The sequence below is a fragment of the Paenibacillus sp. ACRSA genome, assembly GCF_022346845.1.
GTDB lineage: Bacteria > Bacillota > Bacilli > Paenibacillales > Paenibacillaceae > Paenibacillus.
Window position 1 is genome coordinate 100425 of record NZ_JAKRNP010000008.1, and the last position, 21804, is coordinate 122228.

Below are 21804 nucleotides of genomic sequence, written 5' to 3' on the forward strand. Positions count from 1 at the left end.
GCATGGAAAACTATCGACTAGTCAAAGGGAGATTGTGCTTACAATGTACTTTTGGCTCTGTCAGAGTGGACTATGCTTACGAAGTAGTTTTGACTACGTCAAAACTCTGTTAATGCTTACGAAGTAACTTTGGCTTCGCCAAAGTAGGATTATGCTTACGATGTAGTTTTGACTTTGTCAAAACTTTGTTAATGCTTACGAAGTAACTTTGGCTTTGCCAAAGTTTTGAGGTGGTGAAATCATGGCAAAAGGCATGCGCGAAATTAAGCGGCAAATTAAAAGCGTACAAAGCACCAAGCAGATCACCAAAGCAATGGAGATGGTTGCAGCTGCAAAACTGCGTAAAGCACAGGAAAAAGCAGAAGCTGCACGTCCGTATTCGGAGAAGCTGAAAGAAGTTGTGGCTAGTATTGCATCAAGCACGCAAGATATTAAACATCCCATGTTGGAGAGTCGTCCGGTAAAAAAGACTGCTTATCTCATCATTACATCGGATCGTGGTCTTGCGGGTGGATACAATGCAAACATTTTGCGTCAGGTCAATCAGACAATCAAGGAACGACACAATTCTAAGGATGACTACGAATTGTTCGTTATTGGACGTAAAGGCCGCGATTATTTCAGACGGCGTGAAATTGCGATGGCATCCACTACAACGGATCTGTCCGATTCGCCTTCATTTGCAGATATCAAATCCATTGCACACGAAGCTGTTCAAGGATTTGAACTGGCTCAATTTGATGAATTGTACATTTGCTATAACCGCTTTGTGAATGCGTTGACCCAGATTCCTACGGTAGAGAAGCTTCTTCCAATGGAGACACCTGAGGTAACTGCTGCAGAAGGATCAATGTTAAGCTACGAGTACGAACCTTCAGCTGAGGCTGTCCTAGAAGCGTTGCTTCCGCGTTATGCGGAAACGTTAATCTATGGTGCACTTCTGAACGGTAAGGCGAGTGAGCTAGGCGCGAAAATGACGGCAATGGGTAATGCAACGAAAAATGCATCCAAGCTCATTAACGATTTGTCATTAACGTATAACCGTGCCCGTCAAGCAGCGATTACGCAGGAGATTACGGAAATTGTGGCTGGTGCAAACGCAGCACAAGGCTAACCAAAAGACAAATTTCCATCTCATTCATTCCTACGGTAGGACTGAGATGGAAATGAGGTCGGTTTTTATAATGAAGGCTTGCAGTGCAAAGATAAGCGAACGGTGTATTGTTTTTGCAAAAGTAGCAGGCTTGTAGGAGGGGAACGTTAAGATGAACAAAGGACGCGTTGTGAGCATCATGGGTCCGGTTGTTGACGTCGAGTTTGATCGCGGCGGTCTGCCGGAAATCCTCAATGCCATCACGATCACTACAGTAAATGAGAGCGGCGTAAGTGTAAACCTTACACTCGAAGCTTCGAAACATCTGGGTGACAACCGGGTACGTTGTATCGCGATGTCCTCCACGGACGGTCTCGTACGTGGTCTGGAAGCCGTAGATACAGGAGCTCCAATCTCTGTACCTGTTGGGGAAGCTACACTGGGTCGTGTATTTAACGTACTCGGCGAAGCGATTGATACTGGCGGCACTGTAGCTGCTGAACACAAGAACCCGATTCACCGCTCGGCTCCTGCATTCGATGAATTGACTACACAAGCAGAAATGCTTGAGACAGGTATCAAAGTTATCGACTTGCTGGCTCCTTATGCTAAAGGTGGTAAAATCGGTCTGTTCGGTGGTGCCGGTGTAGGTAAAACCGTAACGATTCAAGAATTGATCAACAACATTGCACAAGAGCACGGTGGTATCTCCGTATTCGCCGGTGTTGGTGAGCGTACACGTGAAGGTAACGACTTGTATCACGAGATGAGTGACTCCGGCGTTATCAACAAAACAGCAATGGTCTTCGGACAAATGAACGAGCCTCCAGGCGCACGTCTTCGTGTAGCCCTCACAGGTCTGACGATGGCGGAATATTTCCGTGATGAAGAAGGCCGTGACGTGTTGCTCTTTATCGACAATATCTTCCGTTTCACTCAAGCGGGTTCAGAAGTATCTGCCTTGCTTGGACGTATGCCTTCCGCAGTAGGTTACCAGCCTACGCTGGCAACAGAAATGGGTCAATTGCAAGAGCGTATCACATCTACGAAAAAAGGTTCTGTAACATCCATCCAGGCGATCTACGTTCCTGCGGATGACTATACTGACCCGGCTCCTGCAACAACATTTGCTCACTTGGATGCAACAACGAACTTGGAACGTAAAATCTCCGAGATGGGTATCTACCCTGCGGTTGATCCATTGGCTTCGAGTTCACGGATCTTGTCCCCTGAAGTTGTAGGTGAAGAACACTACAGCGTGGCTCAAGGTGTTAAGCGTATCTTGGCACGTTATAACGAACTGCAAGATATCATTGCGATCTTGGGTATGGACGAGCTGAGTGAAGAAGACAGAGCGCTCGTTTACCGTGCGCGTAAGATTCAACGTTTCTTGTCCCAGCCTTTCCACGTTGCTGAAGCATTTAACGGTATTCCGGGTAAATACGTTCCGGTTAAAGAAACGGTGCGCAGCTTTAAAGAAATTCTCGAAGGCAAGCATGACGATCTTCCGGAAGCAGCATTCCTCTTCGTGGGTACAATTGAAGAGGCAGTGGAGAAAGCGAAAACACTGGTATAGTCTGAATCCAGGATTGTCCTTATGAAGCGAGCTATCCTTCGGATAGTTTTCAGGAGGGATGGAAATGAGCACCTTTTTGTTGGAGATTGTAACACCTGAGCGTCTGGTCTACTCTGAACAGGTAGATCGTATCAGCGTTCGTGGTATTGAAGGGGAGCTGGGGATTTTGCCTGGTCACATCCCTATGGTTACACCGCTGCAAATCGCACCAATCATGATCAAAAGCGGAAAAGAAATGAAACAAGCTGCTATCGGTGGCGGTTTTATCGAAGTCCGCAAAGATAAGGTTGTTGTACTCGCAGAAAGTGCCGAGTTCCCGGATAATATTGATGTCGATCGTGCGCGTGCAGCGAAAGAGCGGGCTGAACGTAGGCTTGCTAGTCAAAGCAACCAGGATCACTTTGATCACCGTCGTGCAGAGATTGCTCTGCAAAAAGCGGTTAACCGGATTAACGTATACGGCAAATAAACGATTCAATCAGTCTGGCGGCTTGTTCCGCCAGGCTTTTTTGACGTGTACAGATGAGATATAAGCCGATTATATTGAAGGGAATTAGGTTTTATGTCTATTGTAGATTTTGAAAAGTAAGAAACATGAATTTGAATTTTTAATAGTTTAAATTGTTGAGATGACAATCACCGATTGGGCGGGCATGAATAGGATATAGGACTAAAGTAATGACGATAATGAAGCGATAAGAACCATTTTTGTAAACTAAAAACCAAATTATTTCCGAGGAAATGACAAGCTCGATATCAAAATAGCGCTCTTTTATGTCGTTTTAGTACCAAAATCCTGAATAATTTCATTTAGAATATTTCCGAAGTGGAAATCAATGTAATTGACAATGTATGATGAAAGAGCCTATATTCCTTAGAGTCAGCAGAAGACGCAGCTGCAGTGATGAAATTCATAGTCATTCATAGCCAGTTTGTTGTTACTCAGTGATTGGGCAGTGGAGAATCCTTTTAGGAGCTCTCCAACATAGTAGGCTCAGTGTATACCGTGTTAATTGCCAGATATCCTCACAAGGCTACTTCTAAGGATGACAATTAAAATTGCGCGGATCGCTGCAACAAATGTGGAGGTAATGAATATATGGATACTGATCTGACGAATCAGGTAAACCAGGCTCTAAGTACAAATGGTCTCGTTTCGATTATCGTCTCGCTTATGTGTATAGCGTTGTCTTGGTGGGCTCTGCAGAACCTGAAGCTTGATCTTATAATCAGACAGCCTAGAGGAGCTCAGGGAAGATTGCTGCACTTATTACTCGCCATCATTCTAGGTCATGCCGTTGCAGGTTTCGTTATCGATTACCTGTCATGGACACAAATGTTGCGTCATTTGTTTTAATCTTGAGATGGTTGGTTAATTTTCTCTTAGGCTCTTTCAAGTAGGGTCATTGTCGAATAACATCGATTAATTGTGTTAACAATTAGAGTATGGATTGTCGACGTGCTAATTACGAAAAAAATGTGACGTGAAATTGGATGATTTTGAGATGTTTTATGTAAAAATGCTTGTATCGAACAATTCAACAATGTTATGATGGAAGTTAGGGAAATCACAAATGTTCACTATTTATAAGGTTATAAACGGGATCTCCGGTTAAAATCCGGCTGAAAATTATCCCAACCGTCAGTTTTTATTCTTCGCCGATCCATATGTCTTGTTTAACAAGGCTTTATGCAGTTGATTCGGCTGTGTCATCATCAAATTTTTGAACTATAAACCAATTCTTTTCTGAGCAGACATCGATGGTATATTTTGCCATGACATGTCGGAATTCCACACACAGCAACAGTCCTTCTGCAAGAAGGGCTACACGTATTCCGGAATGAAGAAAAGGGAATAAACGCGCGGAGGGAACCATGATGAGCAAATTTATCGTCCGCGGTGGCAAAAGGTTGACCGGAAGTGTCAAAGTTAGCGGCGCTAAAAATTCTGTTCTTCCGATCATCGCTGCCTCTCTCTTAGGGGAAGAAGGACAAAGCGTTATTATTGACGCACCTCCTCTAGACGATGTGATGACGATTAACAAGGTGTTGGAATCGCTGGGAGCGGGTGTTACATACCGGGACGAAGTGATTACCGTAAATGCGGAAAAACTTACTTCCTGTGAGGCTCCGTATGAGTGGGTAAGTAAAATGCGGGCGTCATTTTTGGTGATGGGACCTCTACTTACACGTATGGGTCACACGCGAATTTCGCTTCCTGGTGGATGTGCCATCGGTACACGACCTATTGATCAACATCTGAAAGGCTTTGAAGCCATGGGTGCGGAGATCAGTTTGGGTCAAGGTTATATAGAAGCACGCAGTCAAGGTCGACTACGTGGTGCTAAAATTTATCTAGATGTGGCATCTGTGGGTGCTACTCAAAATATTATGATGGCTGCAACATTGGCTGAAGGCGTGACTGTTCTGGAGAACGCCGCTAAAGAGCCAGAAATCGTGGATCTTGCTAACTTCCTGAATGGAATGGGAGCCAAAGTACGCGGTGCTGGAACTGGTGTAATTCGGATCGAGGGTGTAGAGAAACTTTCTGGTGTTAGACATACGGTTATTCCGGATCGGGTTGAAGCAGGAACTTATATGGCTGCTGCTGCAATTTCCGGTGGCGACGTCTACATTGAAGGTGCAATCTCTGACCACTTGGGATCGGTTATTGCGAAAATGGAAGAGATGGGTGTAACGATTCAGCCTGACGAGAACGGAGTTCGAGTTATTGCAGATCGTCCACTCAAGGCGGTAGATGTGAAAACATTACCATACCCTGGCTTCCCAACGGATATGCAATCTCAGATGATGGCACTATTGCTGGCTTCCGAAGGAACTAGCGTAGTAACAGAGACGGTATTTGAGAACCGCTTCATGCATGTGGATGAATTCCAATTGATGAATGCGGAGATCAAAGTAGAAGGTCGTTCTTCTATTATTACCGGTAACGCCAAACTGAAGGGTGCTAAAGTAACAGCTACCGATTTGCGTGCGGGTGCCGCACTGATTATCGCAGGTCTTGTTGCTGAAGGGACTACAGAAGTGGGCGGTGTTCATCACATCGATCGTGGTTATGTTCATTTGGCTGAGAAGCTGAATGGTCTTGGAGCCGATATTTATCGGATTTCCGTTGAAGAGCCTAAGCTCGATGCAACGAAAGTATCCAATGATAAAGTTGAAGAAGAAGTGCCGTTGTTCAAGGTACAACCAACTTTGGCTTAACATTGAAGTATGCATAGTCGTTCGCTGTGCTGAACTGTAAACATGAACCAACCAAGCTAAGCCATCTGGCTTGGCTTTTTTTTGTCCTTTTTTGGAGTGATGTGCCATGCGTGGGAGATGGTATAAGTACCTGATTCTATTAATAGCTGATCCTAATCTATGTGTAGCATAACATTGAATTCTGAACTGATTCTAAGCGAGAGAGAAGAACTGGAGGCGCTGGGGACGGAGTAAGTAAATAGGGAGCTAGGAAGTGGAACATCGCGTCAGATCAATATTTATCGGTGCTCCATACGCATCTAGATGCCCAAATGAAAGATTAGAAGAGAAGTGTGTTTCTCTTAAATGTTGTTCTATCAGATCGATTCATCTCATACCCTAAACTATGGAATTGAACAAAATAGGCCGGTGCATGGTCACTCGTGGACAACGGAGGGTTATGTCGAAATGAAAGAAGCGCGTGTTCAGGTTAAGGTACCTCTTGTTCCTCGCCCAGGTACTACAGATCCAGAGGAGCCAACTTCTAATTCAGCCATGGAAAAAGACAAACTAGCCTCGGTGACACCTATTCGGTTAGCATCAGTAGGCTCAGCAACAGCATCTGCCCCACGCAAAGCGAGGGTAGATACATCAGATGATGCAACAACAGGCCAGATGCACGTGCCTGTTATTGAACTGGATCATTTCCGCCCTGTGAAGCGGCGGCGAATGCGGACATTTGTACGTGGGCATCGCTGGGGCAGACGCAGACCTCCACGCTGGCAACCTGTTGCAGCGGCAACTACACTACTCACGCTCGCCTTGCTGATCCCTGTTATTTTGGTCTGGCCGCGATCAGATGACCCGGTTAAGTCGGTTCCGGCATCCCCCACGGCCAATAGTACAACTACGCCAGCACCTACTCCTGCTGTACCTGTCACGTATCCAGAGCCTAATGTACGGGTATATCTGTCAGCAACAGGTACAACGATGGAGCTTCCGCTGGAGAAGTACGTATCTGGCGTGGTCGCCGCTGAGATGCCAGCTGAGTTCAGACTGGAAGCGTTGAAGGCTCAAGCAATTGCAGCTCGCACGTTTATCGTCAGAAGATTGGCGGCGAATGATACAAGTGGCGTGCCCTCGGGTGATGCGGACGTTACCGATACGGTAAGTCACCAAGTATTTATCCCACCCGATCAAGCGAAGGCTGAATGGACGCGGCTCGGCAAAGCGGAAGATTGGGAGAAGCTAGAGCAAGCCATTCGTGAGAGCCGCGATGCGGTCATGACGTATCAGGGTAAAGCGATCACGGCTTCCTTTTTCTCAACCAGTAACGGGTATACCGAGAATGCAGAAGACGTATGGGGAAATGTTGTGCCTTATCTTAAAAGTGTAGACAGCCCGTGGGACAAGAAGATCGCCCCGAGATTTGAGGAGACCGTTACGATGAAGCGTAGTGAAGTGTTGCAAAAGTTAAATCTGAGTGCTAGTGCGATACCCGTATCAGCTCAAAAGGGAAGTGCCTGGATGGAAGTGCTGTCCACAACAAAGGGACACCGGATTAAAGAAATGCAGATTGCCGGTCAGACGTTCAGCGGCCCTGAGGTTAGGAATTTACTTGGATTGAGATCGAGTCAATTCAGTTGGAAGAGTGACGGAGACAAGATTGAGTTCACAACCTATGGATACGGCCATGGTGTAGGCATGAGTCAGTGGGGAGCCAATGGGATGGCGCAAGAGGGGCACACGGCAACGCAAATCCTCAAACACTACTATACTGGCATATCCTTCGGACAGGCATCCAAGATGCTGGCATCGAAGTAGGGGAGATGAACTTGGATAGCTTTAGATGAATTGATATTATTTTGATTGATTTTTCAATGCGAATTGATATGGGGACTTAATGAATCTGAGAGAGCTTATTAGGCTCTATTACCGCGATTTGAAATTCTAACAAACCTCAGAAGCGTTATATTACGATACAACACGAAATGGATGCGATTATAGTGTCCAAAAGAGTAAATAGCGAGTCTCGGGTTCGTTAGAATTCTATCAAGGCCTATATTGTTCATATAGAGTTACCTGTGTTCGTTAGAGATACTTCACTATCCAGAGCCTATTTGAGTTCGTTAGAAATACTTCACTATTTAGGGTGTACCTATCATGCCTCCTTCTTAATCTTACCCAGGGCACCTTTCAATATCCAATGCAGCCGTGTGTAGTCCAGCATAAGCTGAAGCTTGGGCTACTACTTGACAATGACGGTCTTTTCGCCTCTTGATGCTTCACTTACTCCTGAGGAACTAAAATTGGATATTCTACTCTCAACCTGCGGCCGATCAAAAGCCCAGCCAATACCAGTAGCCATACGCCGAGCCAGCAAGTTACCATTTCAGTCACTTCAGTCAATACAGCATCACGATCCACCTACTATCTTCTTTACTACCTACCACACCCATCCTTAAAACTTTCAGGCTTTGACTATATTGGTTGGTGCGCATTGTTACACCTGAACGGAGCGGGCAGAGATAATCTGGAGAAATGGAGTGCCCGCCTTTATCCCGGGATTTCAACCTTTGAAAAAAAGGTATAAAAGAAATCTGGGGATAACAGCGGTCAGAAGATTGCTCTGGCTGTGGAGTGGTCTAGGGTAACCGTCATTCCCCCTTATATAGCACTCTCTGAAAGTTTTATGAAAATAATTAGAGTCGCGCGTGTATAAAAGAGTTGCACCCGGTAACACTTGTTACTGAGGTGATCAAGATGAATGAACAAAACAAAAAAACAGTCCAAGAAGAAACTCCTAAAACAACACAAGGAGTACCGGCTAGCCAGCCCTCTTCATGGAAAAGAGCAATGTCCAAACGTTGGGTGTTCCCAGCAGCCTACATCGCAGCAGCAGGTATTATACTAACCTTAGTGTGGGTCTATCAGGGAACAAGCGAACAAGCGCTTAACTCGGATCCAGCAGGTGTAGTAGAAACCGGCACCAAGGGTACAGAAGAAACAGCAGTGGTTGATGGTGAACAGGAAAGTGTGGAAGTTGTTGCGAAGTCGGAAAGTTTTGTATGGCCAGTAGCGAGTCCTTCGGAAGTATCCATTGTGAAGCCTTTCTATGAAAGCGAAGGTTCGACGGAAGAGCATGAAGCTGCGATGGTACAGTATAACGATACGTTTATCCCGAATACGGGTGTAGACCTGGCAAGAGGAGATAACAAATCGTTCGAAGTAAAAGCAGCACTTAGCGGAACAGTAACCCGGGTTGAGCAAAATCCGCTGACAGGTCAAGTTGTGGAAATTACGCACGACGAGAACCTCAAGACGGTATACCAGAGCTTGTCCGATGTGAAAGTAAAAGAAAATGACGAAGTGAAGCAAGGGGATGCGATTGCATCAGCTGGCGTGAATGAGTTGGGTAAAACGCTTGGCAACCATCTGCACTTCGAAGTTTATGAAGACGGACAGCCGGTTAACCCCAAAGGATTTCTCCCGGAAAAATAATTGATTTTTTACCGCAGTACGCCGAAGGCAGAGGGAATGATCCCTCTGCTTTTTTTACGTTTTCTGAAAATTATGGGACCTTCGAAGCTTGTCACACCTCTAAACCGCGAATATATAGGCATGCTCCTCATATAATGTACCAAACTATCCACACAGTAGGGAGGCGGGAGCGTGCACGATTACATCAAGGAACGGACCATCAAAATTGGTCGCTGCATTGTTGAGACAAGAAATACGGTCCGTACCATAGCCAAGGAATTCGGCGTGTCAAAGAGTACTGTGCATAAGGATTTGACGGAGCGTTTGCCGGAAATCAACCCTGATCTTGCTGACCAGGTGAAACACATCTTGGAGTACCACAAGTCGATCCGTCATTTGCGGGGCGGGGAAGCGACCAAGATCAAATACAAAAAAACGAGTGGAAAAAAGCGTGAAGTGTTGGCTTCTGCAAAATCGTAATCATCTTTGACAAGACATAGGCCAAAAAGCTCAAACTTGGATTGAATCCCTCCCCTGAAGTATGATATGTTAAAAGCTGGTACAGGATCGAATTATGACATCTTATCAGCCCGATTTTTACATATATATGTTGCACTTTGTCGAACGAGCGGTGACGTGATAAGGGACTCTTTTTCACAGGATACGCTGACCAAATAATATCACTTTGGGGGCTCTTTTATGTTAAGCAAGGATATCGGTATTGATCTTGGCACGGCGAACGTGCTAATTCACGTGAAAGGAAGCGGGGTTGTCCTCGATGAACCTTCCGTTGTGACCATTGAAAGCGATACGAAGCGGGTCCTTGCTGTTGGGGAAGAAGCGCGTCGTATGGTGGGGCGTACTCCAGGTAACATTGTTGCCATTAGACCGCTGCGTGATGGTGTTATTGCGGACTTCGAGATTACGGAAGCGATGCTCAGACATTTCATTAACCGTGTGGGGGCGAGAAGTTGGTACAGCCACCCACGGATTTTGATCTGCGCACCGACCAACATTACTTCCGTAGAGCAGAAGGCAATCCGTGAAGCTGCTGAACGCAGCGGTGCCAAAGAAGTATTCCTAGAAGAAGAGCCGAAAGCGGCAGCGATCGGTGCAGGCATGGATATTTTTCAGCCGAGCGGCAATATGGTCGTGGATATCGGCGGCGGAACGACTGACGTTGCAGTCCTGTCTATGGGCGACGTAGTCACCGCCTCTTCTATTAAAGTTGCAGGGGACAAGTTCGACGAAGCAATAATCAAGTTTATCAAAGCCAAATATAAACTCATGATCGGTGAACGTACAGCCGAGGATCTGAAGATTGCGATTGGTTCTGTACATCCAGGCGGACGTCAAACGGAGATGGATATTCGTGGTCGTGATATGGTGACGGGTCTGCCGATTACCGTAACGGTTTCTGGCCATGAAGTGCAAGAAGCCCTGTGGGATTCGGTACAATCCATCATTGTGGCAGCGAAGTCTGTATTGGAGCGGACACCACCTGAATTATCAGCGGACATCATTGACCGTGGTGTTGTGTTGACAGGCGGGGGAGCACTATTGAACGGATTGGACGAGCTGTTATCGAATGAATTGCATGTACCGGTATGGGTAGCAGAGGATCCAATGCATTGTGTTGTAAAAGGAACAGGCATTATGTTGAATAATTTGGATCAAGTGGTTAAGAAAAAATTCTAATCTGCCGATATAATCAACAAAGGTTCGCCCATGCTCGGGTTAAGAACGGACAAGCCGTAAGCCTGCCATGCAGGACAAGCGCTTGAGGAGAGGGGATCAACCATGTTAAGAGGTCTATATACGGCCACCGCGGGAATGCTTACGCAACAACGTCGCCATGACACAGCAACTCAGAATATCGTGAATATGAACACAACGGGATACAAACAGGTCAGCAGTGTTAGCCGTTCCTTCCCGGAAATGCTCATTACCTTGGTGGGCGGAGATGCCAATGCTCCGACGAAGCGGTTGGGTAGATTGAACTCAGGTGTATTTGCCGAAGAGAGCTTGTCTATGAATGTGCAAGGTGCGATTAGAGAGAGCGGGCAGAAGAGTGATTTTGCCATTTCATCTAATTTGGTGGTAAACGATCCACAGACGGGACAACCTGTACCATTTGATGCATCAGGCAAGTTTGTGAGAGAAGATGGTACGGTTACGTACCAACCACAGGCATATTTTACGGTGCAGGATGCCGATGGTAATACAAGATATACGCGTGATGGACATTTTACAGTTACAGGAACAGGGCAATTGCTGAGCTCGACGGGCTCACAAGTGTTGGATAATAATGGACAACCTGTTGTGTTGACAGGTTCAGTGGAGCAATTTAAAGTGGATGAGCAAGGTCGTCTCGTGAATGCAGCTACAGGTGCACCAACAGGTGTTACACTTGGAATTAGCGTGGTTGATCTGCCGAATCAGTTGGTACGTCAAGGCGACGGTAACTTCAGTTTGGACGAACAGGGCGGTGCAACGGCTAGAATGATGGCTGCTGGAGATAACGTTCAGATCCGCCAAGGATACTTAGAGGGCTCCAATGTGGATGCTTCTCAAGCGACAGTAGATCTGAATGCTGCGTTCCGTGCGTACGAAGCCAATCAGAAGATCGTGCAATTCTATGACCGAAGTTTAGACAAAGCCGTTAATGAAGTTGGACGTGTATAACGTCAACCGTAGATATAACCACGTAGTGGGGAGGGTAACCACCGATGAATAATTCCATGATTAGTGCCAAGGTCTCCATGACTGGCATTCAGCAACGTTTGGAAGTCATTGCCGATAATATTGCCAACGTGAACACGGCAGGCTATAAGAGCAAGCAGGCAGCGTTTGAAGATGTTTTGACTCGTGTACAACAACAACCTGAGAAGTATCAACTAGACGGTCGTTCTACACCGATGGGTTTTAACTTGGGGTTTGGCGTACGTTTGTCAGATGTTACGAAGGATATGACGCAAGGATCGCTGAATGAGACGGGTAACCCAACGGATTTAGCGATTGAAGGCAATGCCATGTTTGCTGTGGAAGCGAATGGACAGAAAATGTGGACACGTCAAGGTGCATTCCATTTTGTACCTGATGAAAGACCGAATCCGAACCCGAATGCACCTCAGATGATGGTACTCGTTAACGGTGAAGGACATTTTGCCCTTGATCGTCAAGGCAATCGGATTACTGCACAGGTGAATAGCAAAGTCGCATTTGATGAGAACGGGAATTTGCTAATTCGCCGAGGTAATGCGGCTAACGCAACCATCGGCGCTCAGTTGCAACTCGTTGATATCGAGCGTCCGGAAGGTCTGGTGCAGTTTGCTGATAACTTGTTTGGTTTGGACGTTGGTCTAACGGAAGATGATGTATTTGGAGCTAATGCGGCGACGCGTCAAGCGGCGGCTTCGATTCGTGCGGGTTACTTGGAGCAGTCGAATGTGGATCTGACTTCGGAGATGGCTTTGCTGATGCAAGGACAGCGTACGTATCAGTTGGCAGCTCGCGCACTGACATCCAGTGATTCGATGGCGGGTCTAGCCAACAATTTGAGAGCATAAAAGGTGAATGTGATGACAGATACAGAGCAGCAGAACAGTAAGCCGGATAAGACGAAAGTCAAGAAGAAGAAGAGTGGATGGCGTATTGCCAGATGGTTTCTGGTTCCGTTTCTGCTTGTTCTTGCCCTCGCTGGTGGTATGGTCGCTGGCTATGTAGTACTGGGTAAACAGGATATCGGCTCCGTATTCGAGTGGAGCACTTGGGAGCATGTGTATAATCTGGTGTTCGCTCCATAGGACGTGTAATGAGGAAAACTCCTGCGTAGGCAGGAGTTTTCTTTTTGGCGTTGAAAACAGTATAATGATGGATGACGTTTGACTTCTGACGTCTAACGCAAAAGAGGCCTCCCCTGCGAATGATATGCATCATCGCCAAGAGAGACCCCTTATCTCAACCTTCACTACTGCAGTCATGAAGGATATTTCTAGTGTTAACCGAAAATGCGCTTTTTAAACAAAATAAAATAACTATATTTTATATGAGCCCTGTTTTTAAATATTTGCCTATCGCATACGTAGTGTAGGGGAAGGAATCGATTCTGAAGAAGCGAAAGCGTTCGCCTTTGTTTTCTAATTTTAACCTTTTATAAAGTATATTCATATAAAATTAGAAAACAACAGCGATCGGAAGAACGATCCGCCCCCGGAGCGTCTAAGATGCAGATAACGTAAATTATTTAATCACGAGTCTCATATAAAATGCGACACGAAAGGAGAATACAACGTGCTCGATAGCAAACAGATTCAAGCGATCATTCCGCACCGTCCCCCGTTCCTACTGGTGGACAAGATTGTAGAGATGGAGGAGGGCAAGCGTGCGGTTGGTTTGAAGAATGTAACAATCAACGAACCGCACTTCCTGGGTCATTTTCCAGAGTATCCGGTAATGCCGGGTGTCTTGATTACAGAAGCGCTGGCTCAAGTTGGCGCAGTAGCTATGCTTAGCATCGAGAGCAATAAAGGCAAAATTGGTTTTTTAGCGGGACTGGACAATTTCCGATTCCGTGGACAAGTTGTGCCTGGAGATACCTTGATGTTGGAAGTAGAGATCACTCGACTGAAGGGCTCAATTGGTAAAGGTAAAGCTACAGCTAGAGTGGAAGACAAAATTGTCGCTGAAGGCGAGATCATGTTTGCATTGTCTGACCCAAGCTAAGAGATAAGCTGAGTACATACGTGAGCATATGGCACCTGAGAGAAGATGTTCGATCTGCTATGCATAAGACAATCTGGAATCAAGGGCAACATGCTGATGGAGTCAGCCATTATTTTGAATGGACATAGAGGAAGGGGTTTGCAGGAATGGAACAGTTAAGCGAAACAGCAGCATTGACGCTGCAGCAATGGTTGGAGGATGCTTCGATTGATGAAGCGACGAAACAGGAGCTTCGTGACTTGCAGGATCAGCCGAAAGAGCTGGAAGATCGTTTCTACCGTAATCTGGAGTTCGGTACGGGTGGATTGCGTGGGGTAATCGGCGCCGGAAGCAACAGGATGAACCGATACACAGTGGGTCGTGCAACACAAGGATTCGCTCGTTATTTGCTGGAACAGCATAGTGACAAGGAAGGTAGACCTTCTGTAGTCATTGCGCATGATTCCCGTCACTATTCACCAGAGTTCACATTGGACGCTGCACTTGTTCTAGCAGGTAATGGCATTGTAGCTAAGCTGTTCCCATCTCTGCGTTCAACACCACAGTTGTCATTTGCGGTACGTAATCAGCAGGCAACAGGTGGAATCGTTGTGACAGCGAGTCATAACCCTCCTGAATATAACGGATATAAAGTGTACAACCACCAAGGCGGTCAACTCGTACCAGGTGAAGCTGAAAAAGTAATTCAGTACATCCAGGAGGTTCCTTCTCTTGCCGATGTCAAAAAGCTGACTCAAGAAGAAGCCGAAGCACAGGGATTGCTCGTATGGCTTGGGGAAGAAGAGGATCAAGCATTCTTCGATACTGTAGCGAGCCAGAGCTTGAGTCGTGAATTGATTCAAGACGGTGTGGGCCGTGATTTCAAAATCGTCTTCACGCCACTGCACGGAACAGGAAACGTACCTGTACGTCGTGTATTGGAACAGATTGGATTCGAACAACTGCATATCGTAGTAGAGCAAGAGCAGCCAGATGCGGAGTTCTCTACAGTGAAGTCGCCTAACCCGGAAGAGCGCGAAGCGTTCACACTTGCGATGAAGCTGGGCGAAGCAGTAGGTGCAGACATTTTAATCGGTACAGACCCAGATGCAGACCGGATGGGTGCTGTTGTTAAAGACAACGATGGCAAATATTTCGTCTTGTCCGGTAACCAGTCTGGTGCCATCATGATTCATTATGTACTCAGCCGCCTGCAAGAGACAGGTAAGCTGCCGAGCAACGGTGCAGTAGTTAAAACCATTGTAACAAGCGAGATGGGGGCTGTAATCGCGAAGCATTACGGTGCAGAAGTGATGAATACCCTAACAGGCTTCAAATATATCGGTGAGAAAATGGATCAATTCCAAGAGAGCGGTAGTCATACGTTCTTGTTTGGTTACGAAGAGAGCTATGGTTACCTGGCAGGCAATTATGCACGTGATAAGGATGCAGTTCTGGCGTCCATGTTGATCGCTGAAGCTGCTGCCTATTACAAGAGCCAAGGCAAAACATTGTACGATGTCCTGCAAGAACTCTACAAACAGTTCGGAACGTTCTTGGAGAAGCTGGAGTCCCGTACACTGAAAGGCAAGGATGGAGTAGCTCAAATTCAAGGCAAAATGACAGACTGGCGCTCTAACCCACCGCAAGAAGTAGCAGGGATTGCAGTACAAGATGTCCTGGACTACTCTCTCGGCCTAGATGGCTTGCCAAAAGAAAATGTACTCAAGTTTATTTTGGCTGACGGATCATGGTTCTGCCTGCGTCCATCAGGAACAGAGCCTAAGATCAAAATCTACTTTGCCGTACGTGGTGAGAGCACAGACGATGCTCAAAGCCGGATCGAGCGCTTGTCTGAAGCAGTAATGACACGTGTAGACGCGTAATTCAGTTACAGGTTTTAAAGGTTGTAGCTAGAACATGAGAAAGCCTCTCCGCACCGAAAGGTTGGTTGGCGGAGGGGCTTTTATGTTAGAGTGAAGAGTTAAACTTAACGTTTACATGAGAACGGAGAGGACAGAAATAACATGAAGAAGCGAAACGTTCGCCTGAAAGCTTTCTGTAAGAAAGCTACATCGGAAGCATAAGCTATCCGGATTTTCCCTTTAGATAAAGGGATCAAAAAAATCTGGGGATAACAGCGATCGGAAGGTTATTCTGTCATCGGAGTGGATATTGTAAAAGTGGAATGAATGATGGAATTACTTGAGCTGAACGTGGATTTTGGTTCCAACACTTGAGGAGGTACACGTATAGTGCGTCAAAAATGGCTTTATTGGAATACCGCTTCCCGGAAGTGGCTGTGGCTTGTTGTCATCATTGGATTGGTAGCCTCCATTCCCGTGATTAGTGATCGAGTGCAGACAGAGTCTTCTGCCAAGAAGGTAGAACTGGTCTTCAATTATCGGGGTCTGCTGGATATCTCAGCATATCAGGCCCATCCGCAAGATTTTATGAATGAACAATTAACACGACTGAAAGACGCTGGCGTAACGACCATGGCAGTGTTCGAAAGTACACTGGATGAGTTGAGAAAGACACGCCGTATTATGGTATATAACGGTCAGGATCTCGCGAATCTGACGAAGAATGTGATTCCTTCGAATGAGAACTTCACCTATGTGCTGTTCACGAGCGGAGAGAATGCACAGACATATGCCCCTATCATTGAACAAACGTTCGCTGACCGCCAGATTCCTGTGGTTCCATGGGAATACGAAGGCCGTAGCGGCTTAATATTGCAGACTCCGCCGGAGAATGCCAACATGCAGCCATTGCAGCCTGACCCGGTTGCTGTGAAAATGCTGCGTGATCACGGCTTCCACATCTTGCCGCGGATCTCGGATAGCGTACCTTACAACCAAGCTTCGATGGAGCGCCTATTGTCGTTCTTCAAAGAGAATGGCGTTACACGCATCTTGTTTGATGGGGATGCTGTGAAAGGGTACAATGATAATGCGGAGATGAAGAGTATTGATCAATTCGCACAATTGCTCAATAAATACGATATCGGACTCGCAGCGATTGAGAATCTGAAGAAGCCACAATCAGGCTTCCAGACACTCGCATACAAAATTGATTATAATGTTGCACGCCTATATTCTTTGAGTGATGCCGATGCCAATCTGGACGTAGATACGATTGCAGACCGTTTCGTATTGGCTACGAAAGACCGTAACATTCGGATGCTCTACATGAATGCTTCACCAAGTCGGAATACGTCCAAAGCCATGATTACAGATCCAATTGAGAATCTGATCAACAGTCTAGGTGAACCAGGTCATGCGGTTGAACGTATGGGTAAATTCGGATTCGAGCTTGGACAAGCTGAAGCATTTACGGTGAAGGATTCGTCCATTCAGCGTTATGCCAAACTGGTTGCTCTAATTGGTGCGATTGCCTTGATTACGCTCATGGTATCGTACTTTGTACCACTGCTAACTCTGCTTGTGTTCGCGTTAAGCTTAGTGGGAAGCGCCGGATTGTTCTTGCTGAAACCGACACTGCTTGAGCAAGGGATCGCCTTGCTAGTAGCCATTGCGGCACCGACGATTGCCATGGTACTTGCCGTTCGCACGGTGAACTACCAACAGCAACGTCAGCCAGATGCGTCAGCAGGTCGTCGTTTAGGTCAGACCATCATTCTATATGTAAGAACATCGATTCTTTCATTTATGGCAGTGCCATTTGTCATCGCTTTGCTGAACAGCATTACGTACAGTCTGGTCATTAACCAGTTCCGAGGCGTGAGCCTGTTGCACTTTGCACCAATTGCACTGGTTGCGATTTATGTTGTATTCTATCGGGGTTCGGGCAGCTTCTCGATTAAGAAAATCAAGGAAATGCTCCGTATGCCAATTAACGTATTGATGGTTGTGCTGGCAGTCATTGCTGCAGCAGCTGGCTATTATTATTTGACACGTACAGGTAATTCAGGCTCGGTTACACCACTTGAAATGTTCCTGCGTACAGCGCTTGAAGATACGTTCGGCGTACGTCCAAGATTCAAAGAGTTCATGGGAGGACACCCACTGTTCATCGTTGGTGTGTTCGCTGCATTGAAATATCGTAAATTTGTTTTTGTTCTTATTCTTGCAACGATTGGACAGTTGTCCATGGTTGATACGTTTGCGCATATCCACACACCAGCTGTGTTGTCCCTCATTCGTGGTGTGATGGGATTGGGACTTGGCTTAATCTTCGGGATCATTGCTGTGGGTGTGTGGCAAGTCGCGGAAGGATGTTGGAAAAAATGGTCACCACTTCTCAAAAATTAGTCATCTCAGGATATTACGGTTTCCGTAACAGCGGAGACGAAGCGGTACTGAAGTCGATTCTAACCGCACTGGAAGAGGAGAGTCACAGATCGGGTGTCAACATTGAGCCCATTGTGCTCTCCGGTGATCCAGAATCGACCACTGCAATGTATGGCGTTCGTTCTGTTCATCGTATGAAGTTCAAGGAAGTTCGAGAAGCTATCAAGGAAAGTGATGGGTTAATTAGCGGCGGTGGAAGCCTGCTGCAGGATGCAACAGGGCTGAAGTCCATCCCGTATTACCTCGGCGTTATCAAGCTTGCCCAGTGGATGAAGAAACCAACGTTTATATATGCACAAGGGATCGGCCCGGTGAACCGGAAGATTTTTAATCCAATGATCCGTTCCGTTTTTAAAGCTTGTAAATATGTATCAGTTCGTGATGAGCAATCCGCCGAGCTGCTTCGTCAGCTTGGACTGCAGTGGAATCAGATTCACGTTGTACCAGATCCAGTGATGGGACTGCCATTACCGGAGAGTGCAGCAATAGGGAAGACTGCTGTGGCGGAATCAGGGGAAACGACTTCTGGCAAAGAGGGCTCCTCTAGTCATAACCATTACCCGGGGAATACTAAACTTCCCGTTATCGGAATCTCGGTTCGCTTCTGGGAATCCGATCGCAAAGAGCTCACGGCTATTGCTGCTGGATTGAAGAAGCTTTGTGTGCACAAAGCCGTTCATTTGCGCTTTATGCCATTCCATTTGCCTAAGGATGAAGAGGCATCACGATTCGTGATGGAACTACTGGGCGATGTGAGTAGCAAAGGGAGCGAGGTCAGCATAACGGACAATCTGACCGATCCACAGCTCATGCTGCAAGAGGTAAGTCAGTGTGATATCGTCATTGGGATGCGACTGCACAGTCTGATCTATGCGGCTTCGCAATATGTACCACCCGTGGGAATTTCCTACGATCCGAAGATCGATCAGTTCATGCTTCGCCTGGACAGCGATCCTGTAGGTAGCACAAGCACGCTTGATGCAGATCAACTGGCCAAGCATGTATCGAAGCTTCTCGATCAGCGGTCACAATGGCTGAAGGAGCATGAGGAGCTAATTACGGAATTGAAGCAGGAGGCCAGAGTGCCTGCACAGCAGATTATTAACTATTTAGGCCGCAAAGGGTGAGAAGATAATGAGTCAGACCGGCACTATACCTACCGTTTCCATCTATGGTATTCCTTTTTCCAAACTGCCGATGAGCGAGACGGTAGAGGTTCTAAGGGAAGCGGTGCTGTCGAAGCAGCCGCATCACGTAATTACAGCCAATCCAATCATGGTTATGGCGGCAATGGAAGATCCAGCCATTATGCGAGTGATGCAATCGGCTGAGATGGTCGTTCCTGACGGTACAGGCGTTGTATGGGCTGCAAATTATTGCGGAGATCCTGTCGCTGAGCGTGTTCCCGGATATGAACTTTTACATGAATTGCTGCGGGTTGGAGAAAACTATCGTTGGGGTGTATATTTACTCGGTTCTACACCTGAGGTGATTCAAGAAACGGCAGTTCGGTTACAACAGCAGTATCCGGCGATTCGTATTGTAGGTTATCGTGATGGCTTCTTCGGTTCAGATGAGGATGCACAGGTCGTTGCTGCAATTCGTGAAACTGCTCCGGATCTATTGTTTGTTGCACGGGGTGCAGACACACAAGATCCTTGGATTCACAAGTACAAGGACGCACTACAGGTTCCGGTGATGATGGGTGTTGGAGGAAGCTTCGATGTCATCTCAGGCAAAACGAAACGTGCGCCAAAACTGTTCCAGAAGTTAAGACTGGAATGGTTCTATCGCTTGCTTCGCGAGCCAAGTCGGGCTGGTCGCATGCTTGCGCTCCCGAAATTTGCACTTAAAGTCATAACGGACAAAGAAAACGTGACAAAAGCCCAATAAATATAGGCTAATACGAGAAAAATGCGTGTTTTTGCTAAAAATTGAGGTTGGCGTTTCGTTGGGGTTCAGCGTATAATTCGTTCTGGATTACATGTGTGCCACTGAAATGAGTAAAACGTTACACTTACCACTACAAGATCAAGGCAACCTTTCGATCGCCGTTATCCCCAGATTTCTTTTATTTCCCTTATATAAGGGAGAAATCCGGTGATAAATGCGAACGCTACGCTTCTCCAGGTTTTCCTTGCTCTTTCCGTTACCGTGTAACAGATATCCATCATTAAACATGTCTAACAAGTAATTTTTTATATATAGAAAAGAGGATTCAAACCTCAAACAGAGATCAGGGGATTTAACATTATGCACGGCATTATAATTGGGGGTCGAATGTTCAAATGGTAGCGATCTTTATCATTGGATTTATCGTGTCAATGGGACTGGCTCTTGCACTGACACCGCTTGTCAAAAAGTTCGCAGTGCGTATTGGCGCAATGGATACGCCGAATGCACGTAAAGTGCACACTCGGATTATGCCACGTTTAGGTGGACTCGGAATTTTCCTAGCTTTTGTTATTACAGTTGCAGCTTTGCTGCCTTTTGTGTCGGCATGGTTTACAACAAGAGATATGAGTTTTGTTAGTGCATTTCTGATCGGTGGTTCCATTATCGTACTGATTGGTGCACTGGATGATCGATTTGAATTGTCAGCCAAAGTGAAGCTGCTTGGACAGATTGTTGCTGCTTCTGTAGTTGTATTTGGCTTCAATATTCGGGTAGACTTCGTCAACATTCCATTTCAGGATGCGTATTCTTCACTGGAGGCTTGGGTAGCGATTCCGCTGACCATCTTCTGGATTGTTGGGGTAACGAATGCGATTAACCTGATTGATGGCCTAGACGGTCTGGCAGCCGGTGTGTCCGGTATTGCGATTGGTACAATCGCCGTGATGTCCTTCTTGATGGGGAACATGATGATTGCCTTGATGTGTCTTGTGTTGCTCGGAAGTATTATCGGTTTCTTGTTCTTCAACTTCCATCCGGCGAAGATCTTCATGGGAGATACCGGGTCACTATTTCTTGGTTTCTCACTGGCGATGCTGTCGATGCTCGGATTCAAGCAAATTGCAGTCGTGTCCTTTATTACACCGCTGATCATCATCGGTGTACCGCTCTCGGATACCTTCTTCGCGATCATTCGTCGTGCGGTACAACGGAAGCCGATTTTCTCACCGGATAAAGGCCACTTGCATCACTGCTTGCGTGAGCTTGGATTCAGTCACCGTCAGACGGTGCTGATCATCTACGGTATTGCTGCATTCTTCGGTGTGCTTGCGATTATCCAATCGTCTGCTGCCATGTTCGAAGCCAACTGGGTTACGTTCGTCGTGATCTGTATCATGATGTTCTTCCTACAAGTCGGCGCAGAAGTCATTGGCTTAGTCAGCAAAACGAGAAGGCCGGTTATTAATTTCCTGATGCGCATGCGCGTCAAATTAAGTCCAGAGACTCGCTCGAAATCATAACATAATAAACGATAT

Annotated in this window: 18 protein-coding genes; all 18 read left to right on the forward strand. The window is 46.4% G+C overall.

The annotated features are described in order from the left end of the window. Positions 1-241 precede the first annotated feature (241 nt). The gene (gene atpG, locus MH215_RS21230; RefSeq protein WP_239293192.1) at positions 242-1114 is read left to right on the forward strand and encodes an ATP synthase F1 subunit gamma; all 873 of its coding nucleotides are present in this window, start codon (positions 242-244) and stop codon (positions 1112-1114) included. Between the two features lie 151 nt (positions 1115-1265). Next, the gene (gene atpD, locus MH215_RS21235) at positions 1266-2669 is read left to right on the forward strand and encodes a F0F1 ATP synthase subunit beta (RefSeq protein WP_239293193.1); all 1404 of its coding nucleotides are present in this window, start codon (positions 1266-1268) and stop codon (positions 2667-2669) included. A gap of 64 nt (positions 2670-2733) precedes the next feature. Beyond that, a complete protein-coding gene (locus MH215_RS21240) occupies positions 2734-3138 on the forward strand; it encodes a F0F1 ATP synthase subunit epsilon (RefSeq protein WP_239293194.1) in 405 nt (134 codons plus the stop codon). 630 nt (positions 3139-3768) lie between these two features. Continuing rightward, positions 3769-4026, forward strand: coding sequence for a DUF1146 family protein (locus MH215_RS21245; protein ID WP_056693844.1), 258 nt, complete (start codon positions 3769-3771; stop codon positions 4024-4026). 521 nt (positions 4027-4547) lie between these two features. Next, positions 4548-5894 carry a UDP-N-acetylglucosamine 1-carboxyvinyltransferase gene (murA, locus tag MH215_RS21250; RefSeq protein ID WP_239293280.1) on the forward strand — a complete coding sequence of 449 codons (1347 nt, stop codon included), beginning with the start codon at positions 4548-4550 and terminating at the stop codon, positions 5892-5894. Positions 5895-6341: 447 nt separating this feature from the next. Then, positions 6342-7697, forward strand: a complete 1356-nt coding sequence (spoIID, locus tag MH215_RS21255) for a stage II sporulation protein D (protein WP_239293195.1) — start codon at positions 6342-6344, stop codon at positions 7695-7697. A 939-nt stretch (positions 7698-8636) separates the two neighbouring features. Continuing rightward, positions 8637-9374, forward strand: coding sequence for a stage II sporulation protein SpoIIQ (gene spoIIQ / locus MH215_RS21260; protein ID WP_239293196.1), 738 nt, complete (start codon positions 8637-8639; stop codon positions 9372-9374). 171 nt (positions 9375-9545) lie between these two features. Next, entirely contained in the window at positions 9546-9833 is a 288-nt protein-coding gene (spoIIID, locus tag MH215_RS21265) for a sporulation transcriptional regulator SpoIIID (protein WP_024632710.1), read from the forward strand. A gap of 219 nt (positions 9834-10052) precedes the next feature. Further along, a complete protein-coding gene (gene mreB / locus MH215_RS21270; RefSeq protein ID WP_056693831.1) occupies positions 10053-11051 on the forward strand; it encodes a rod shape-determining protein in 999 nt (332 codons plus the stop codon). Between the two features lie 102 nt (positions 11052-11153). Continuing rightward, positions 11154-12038 (forward strand): flagellar hook-basal body protein, encoded by an 885-nt coding sequence (locus tag MH215_RS21275; RefSeq protein WP_239293197.1) that lies wholly within the window; start codon positions 11154-11156, stop codon positions 12036-12038. Between the two features lie 44 nt (positions 12039-12082). Further along, complete coding sequence (locus MH215_RS21280; RefSeq protein WP_239293198.1) at positions 12083-12922, forward strand: flagellar hook-basal body protein; 840 nt, start codon at positions 12083-12085, stop codon at positions 12920-12922. 12 nt (positions 12923-12934) lie between these two features. Then, positions 12935-13159 carry a DNA-directed RNA polymerase subunit beta gene (locus MH215_RS21285; RefSeq protein ID WP_239293199.1) on the forward strand — a complete coding sequence of 75 codons (225 nt, stop codon included), beginning with the start codon at positions 12935-12937 and terminating at the stop codon, positions 13157-13159. Positions 13160-13646: 487 nt separating this feature from the next. Continuing rightward, positions 13647-14078, forward strand: coding sequence for a 3-hydroxyacyl-ACP dehydratase FabZ (gene fabZ / locus MH215_RS21290; RefSeq protein WP_128103780.1), 432 nt, complete (start codon positions 13647-13649; stop codon positions 14076-14078). A 146-nt stretch (positions 14079-14224) separates the two neighbouring features. Then, positions 14225-15943, forward strand: coding sequence for a phospho-sugar mutase (locus MH215_RS21295; protein ID WP_239293200.1), 1719 nt, complete (start codon positions 14225-14227; stop codon positions 15941-15943). A gap of 369 nt (positions 15944-16312) precedes the next feature. Beyond that, on the forward strand, positions 16313-18334 hold the full coding sequence (locus MH215_RS21300) for a DUF5693 family protein (protein WP_239293201.1): 2022 nt from the start codon (positions 16313-16315) through the stop codon (positions 18332-18334). Beyond that, positions 18310-19500 (forward strand): polysaccharide pyruvyl transferase CsaB, encoded by a 1191-nt coding sequence (csaB, locus tag MH215_RS21305; RefSeq protein WP_239293202.1) that lies wholly within the window; start codon positions 18310-18312, stop codon positions 19498-19500. The genes MH215_RS21300 and csaB overlap by 25 nt, the downstream gene beginning before the upstream one ends. A 7-nt stretch (positions 19501-19507) precedes the next feature. After that, positions 19508-20266: a WecB/TagA/CpsF family glycosyltransferase gene (locus MH215_RS21310; protein WP_239293203.1), complete on the forward strand. Its 759-nt coding sequence runs from the start codon at positions 19508-19510 to the stop codon at positions 20264-20266. A gap of 395 nt (positions 20267-20661) precedes the next feature. Continuing rightward, the gene (locus tag MH215_RS21315; RefSeq protein ID WP_145051510.1) at positions 20662-21789 is read left to right on the forward strand and encodes a glycosyltransferase family 4 protein; all 1128 of its coding nucleotides are present in this window, start codon (positions 20662-20664) and stop codon (positions 21787-21789) included. Positions 21790-21804 lie beyond the last annotated feature (15 nt).

Excerpts from the sequence above, each read along its gene's own strand:
- MH215_RS21310 (WP_239293203.1), top strand. The coding sequence starts at position 19,508 with ATGAGTCAGACCGGCACTATACCTACCGTTTCCATCTATGGTATTCCT.
- MH215_RS21285 (WP_239293199.1), top strand. The coding sequence starts at position 12,935 with ATGACAGATACAGAGCAGCAGAACAGTAAGCCGGATAAGACGAAAGTC.
- MH215_RS21240 (WP_239293194.1), top strand. The coding sequence starts at position 2,734 with ATGAGCACCTTTTTGTTGGAGATTGTAACACCTGAGCGTCTGGTCTAC.
- mreB (WP_056693831.1), top strand. The coding sequence starts at position 10,053 with ATGTTAAGCAAGGATATCGGTATTGATCTTGGCACGGCGAACGTGCTA.
- atpD (WP_239293193.1), top strand. The coding sequence starts at position 1,266 with ATGAACAAAGGACGCGTTGTGAGCATCATGGGTCCGGTTGTTGACGTC.
- csaB (WP_239293202.1), top strand. The coding sequence starts at position 18,310 with ATGGTCACCACTTCTCAAAAATTAGTCATCTCAGGATATTACGGTTTC.
- atpG (WP_239293192.1), top strand. The coding sequence starts at position 242 with ATGGCAAAAGGCATGCGCGAAATTAAGCGGCAAATTAAAAGCGTACAA.
- spoIIQ (WP_239293196.1), top strand. The coding sequence starts at position 8,637 with ATGAATGAACAAAACAAAAAAACAGTCCAAGAAGAAACTCCTAAAACA.
- MH215_RS21245 (WP_056693844.1), top strand. The coding sequence starts at position 3,769 with ATGGATACTGATCTGACGAATCAGGTAAACCAGGCTCTAAGTACAAAT.
- murA (WP_239293280.1), top strand. The coding sequence starts at position 4,548 with ATGAGCAAATTTATCGTCCGCGGTGGCAAAAGGTTGACCGGAAGTGTC.
- MH215_RS21315 (WP_145051510.1), top strand. The coding sequence starts at position 20,662 with ATGGTAGCGATCTTTATCATTGGATTTATCGTGTCAATGGGACTGGCT.
- MH215_RS21280 (WP_239293198.1), top strand. The coding sequence starts at position 12,083 with ATGAATAATTCCATGATTAGTGCCAAGGTCTCCATGACTGGCATTCAG.
- MH215_RS21295 (WP_239293200.1), top strand. The coding sequence starts at position 14,225 with ATGGAACAGTTAAGCGAAACAGCAGCATTGACGCTGCAGCAATGGTTG.
- spoIID (WP_239293195.1), top strand. The coding sequence starts at position 6,342 with ATGAAAGAAGCGCGTGTTCAGGTTAAGGTACCTCTTGTTCCTCGCCCA.
- MH215_RS21275 (WP_239293197.1), top strand. The coding sequence starts at position 11,154 with ATGTTAAGAGGTCTATATACGGCCACCGCGGGAATGCTTACGCAACAA.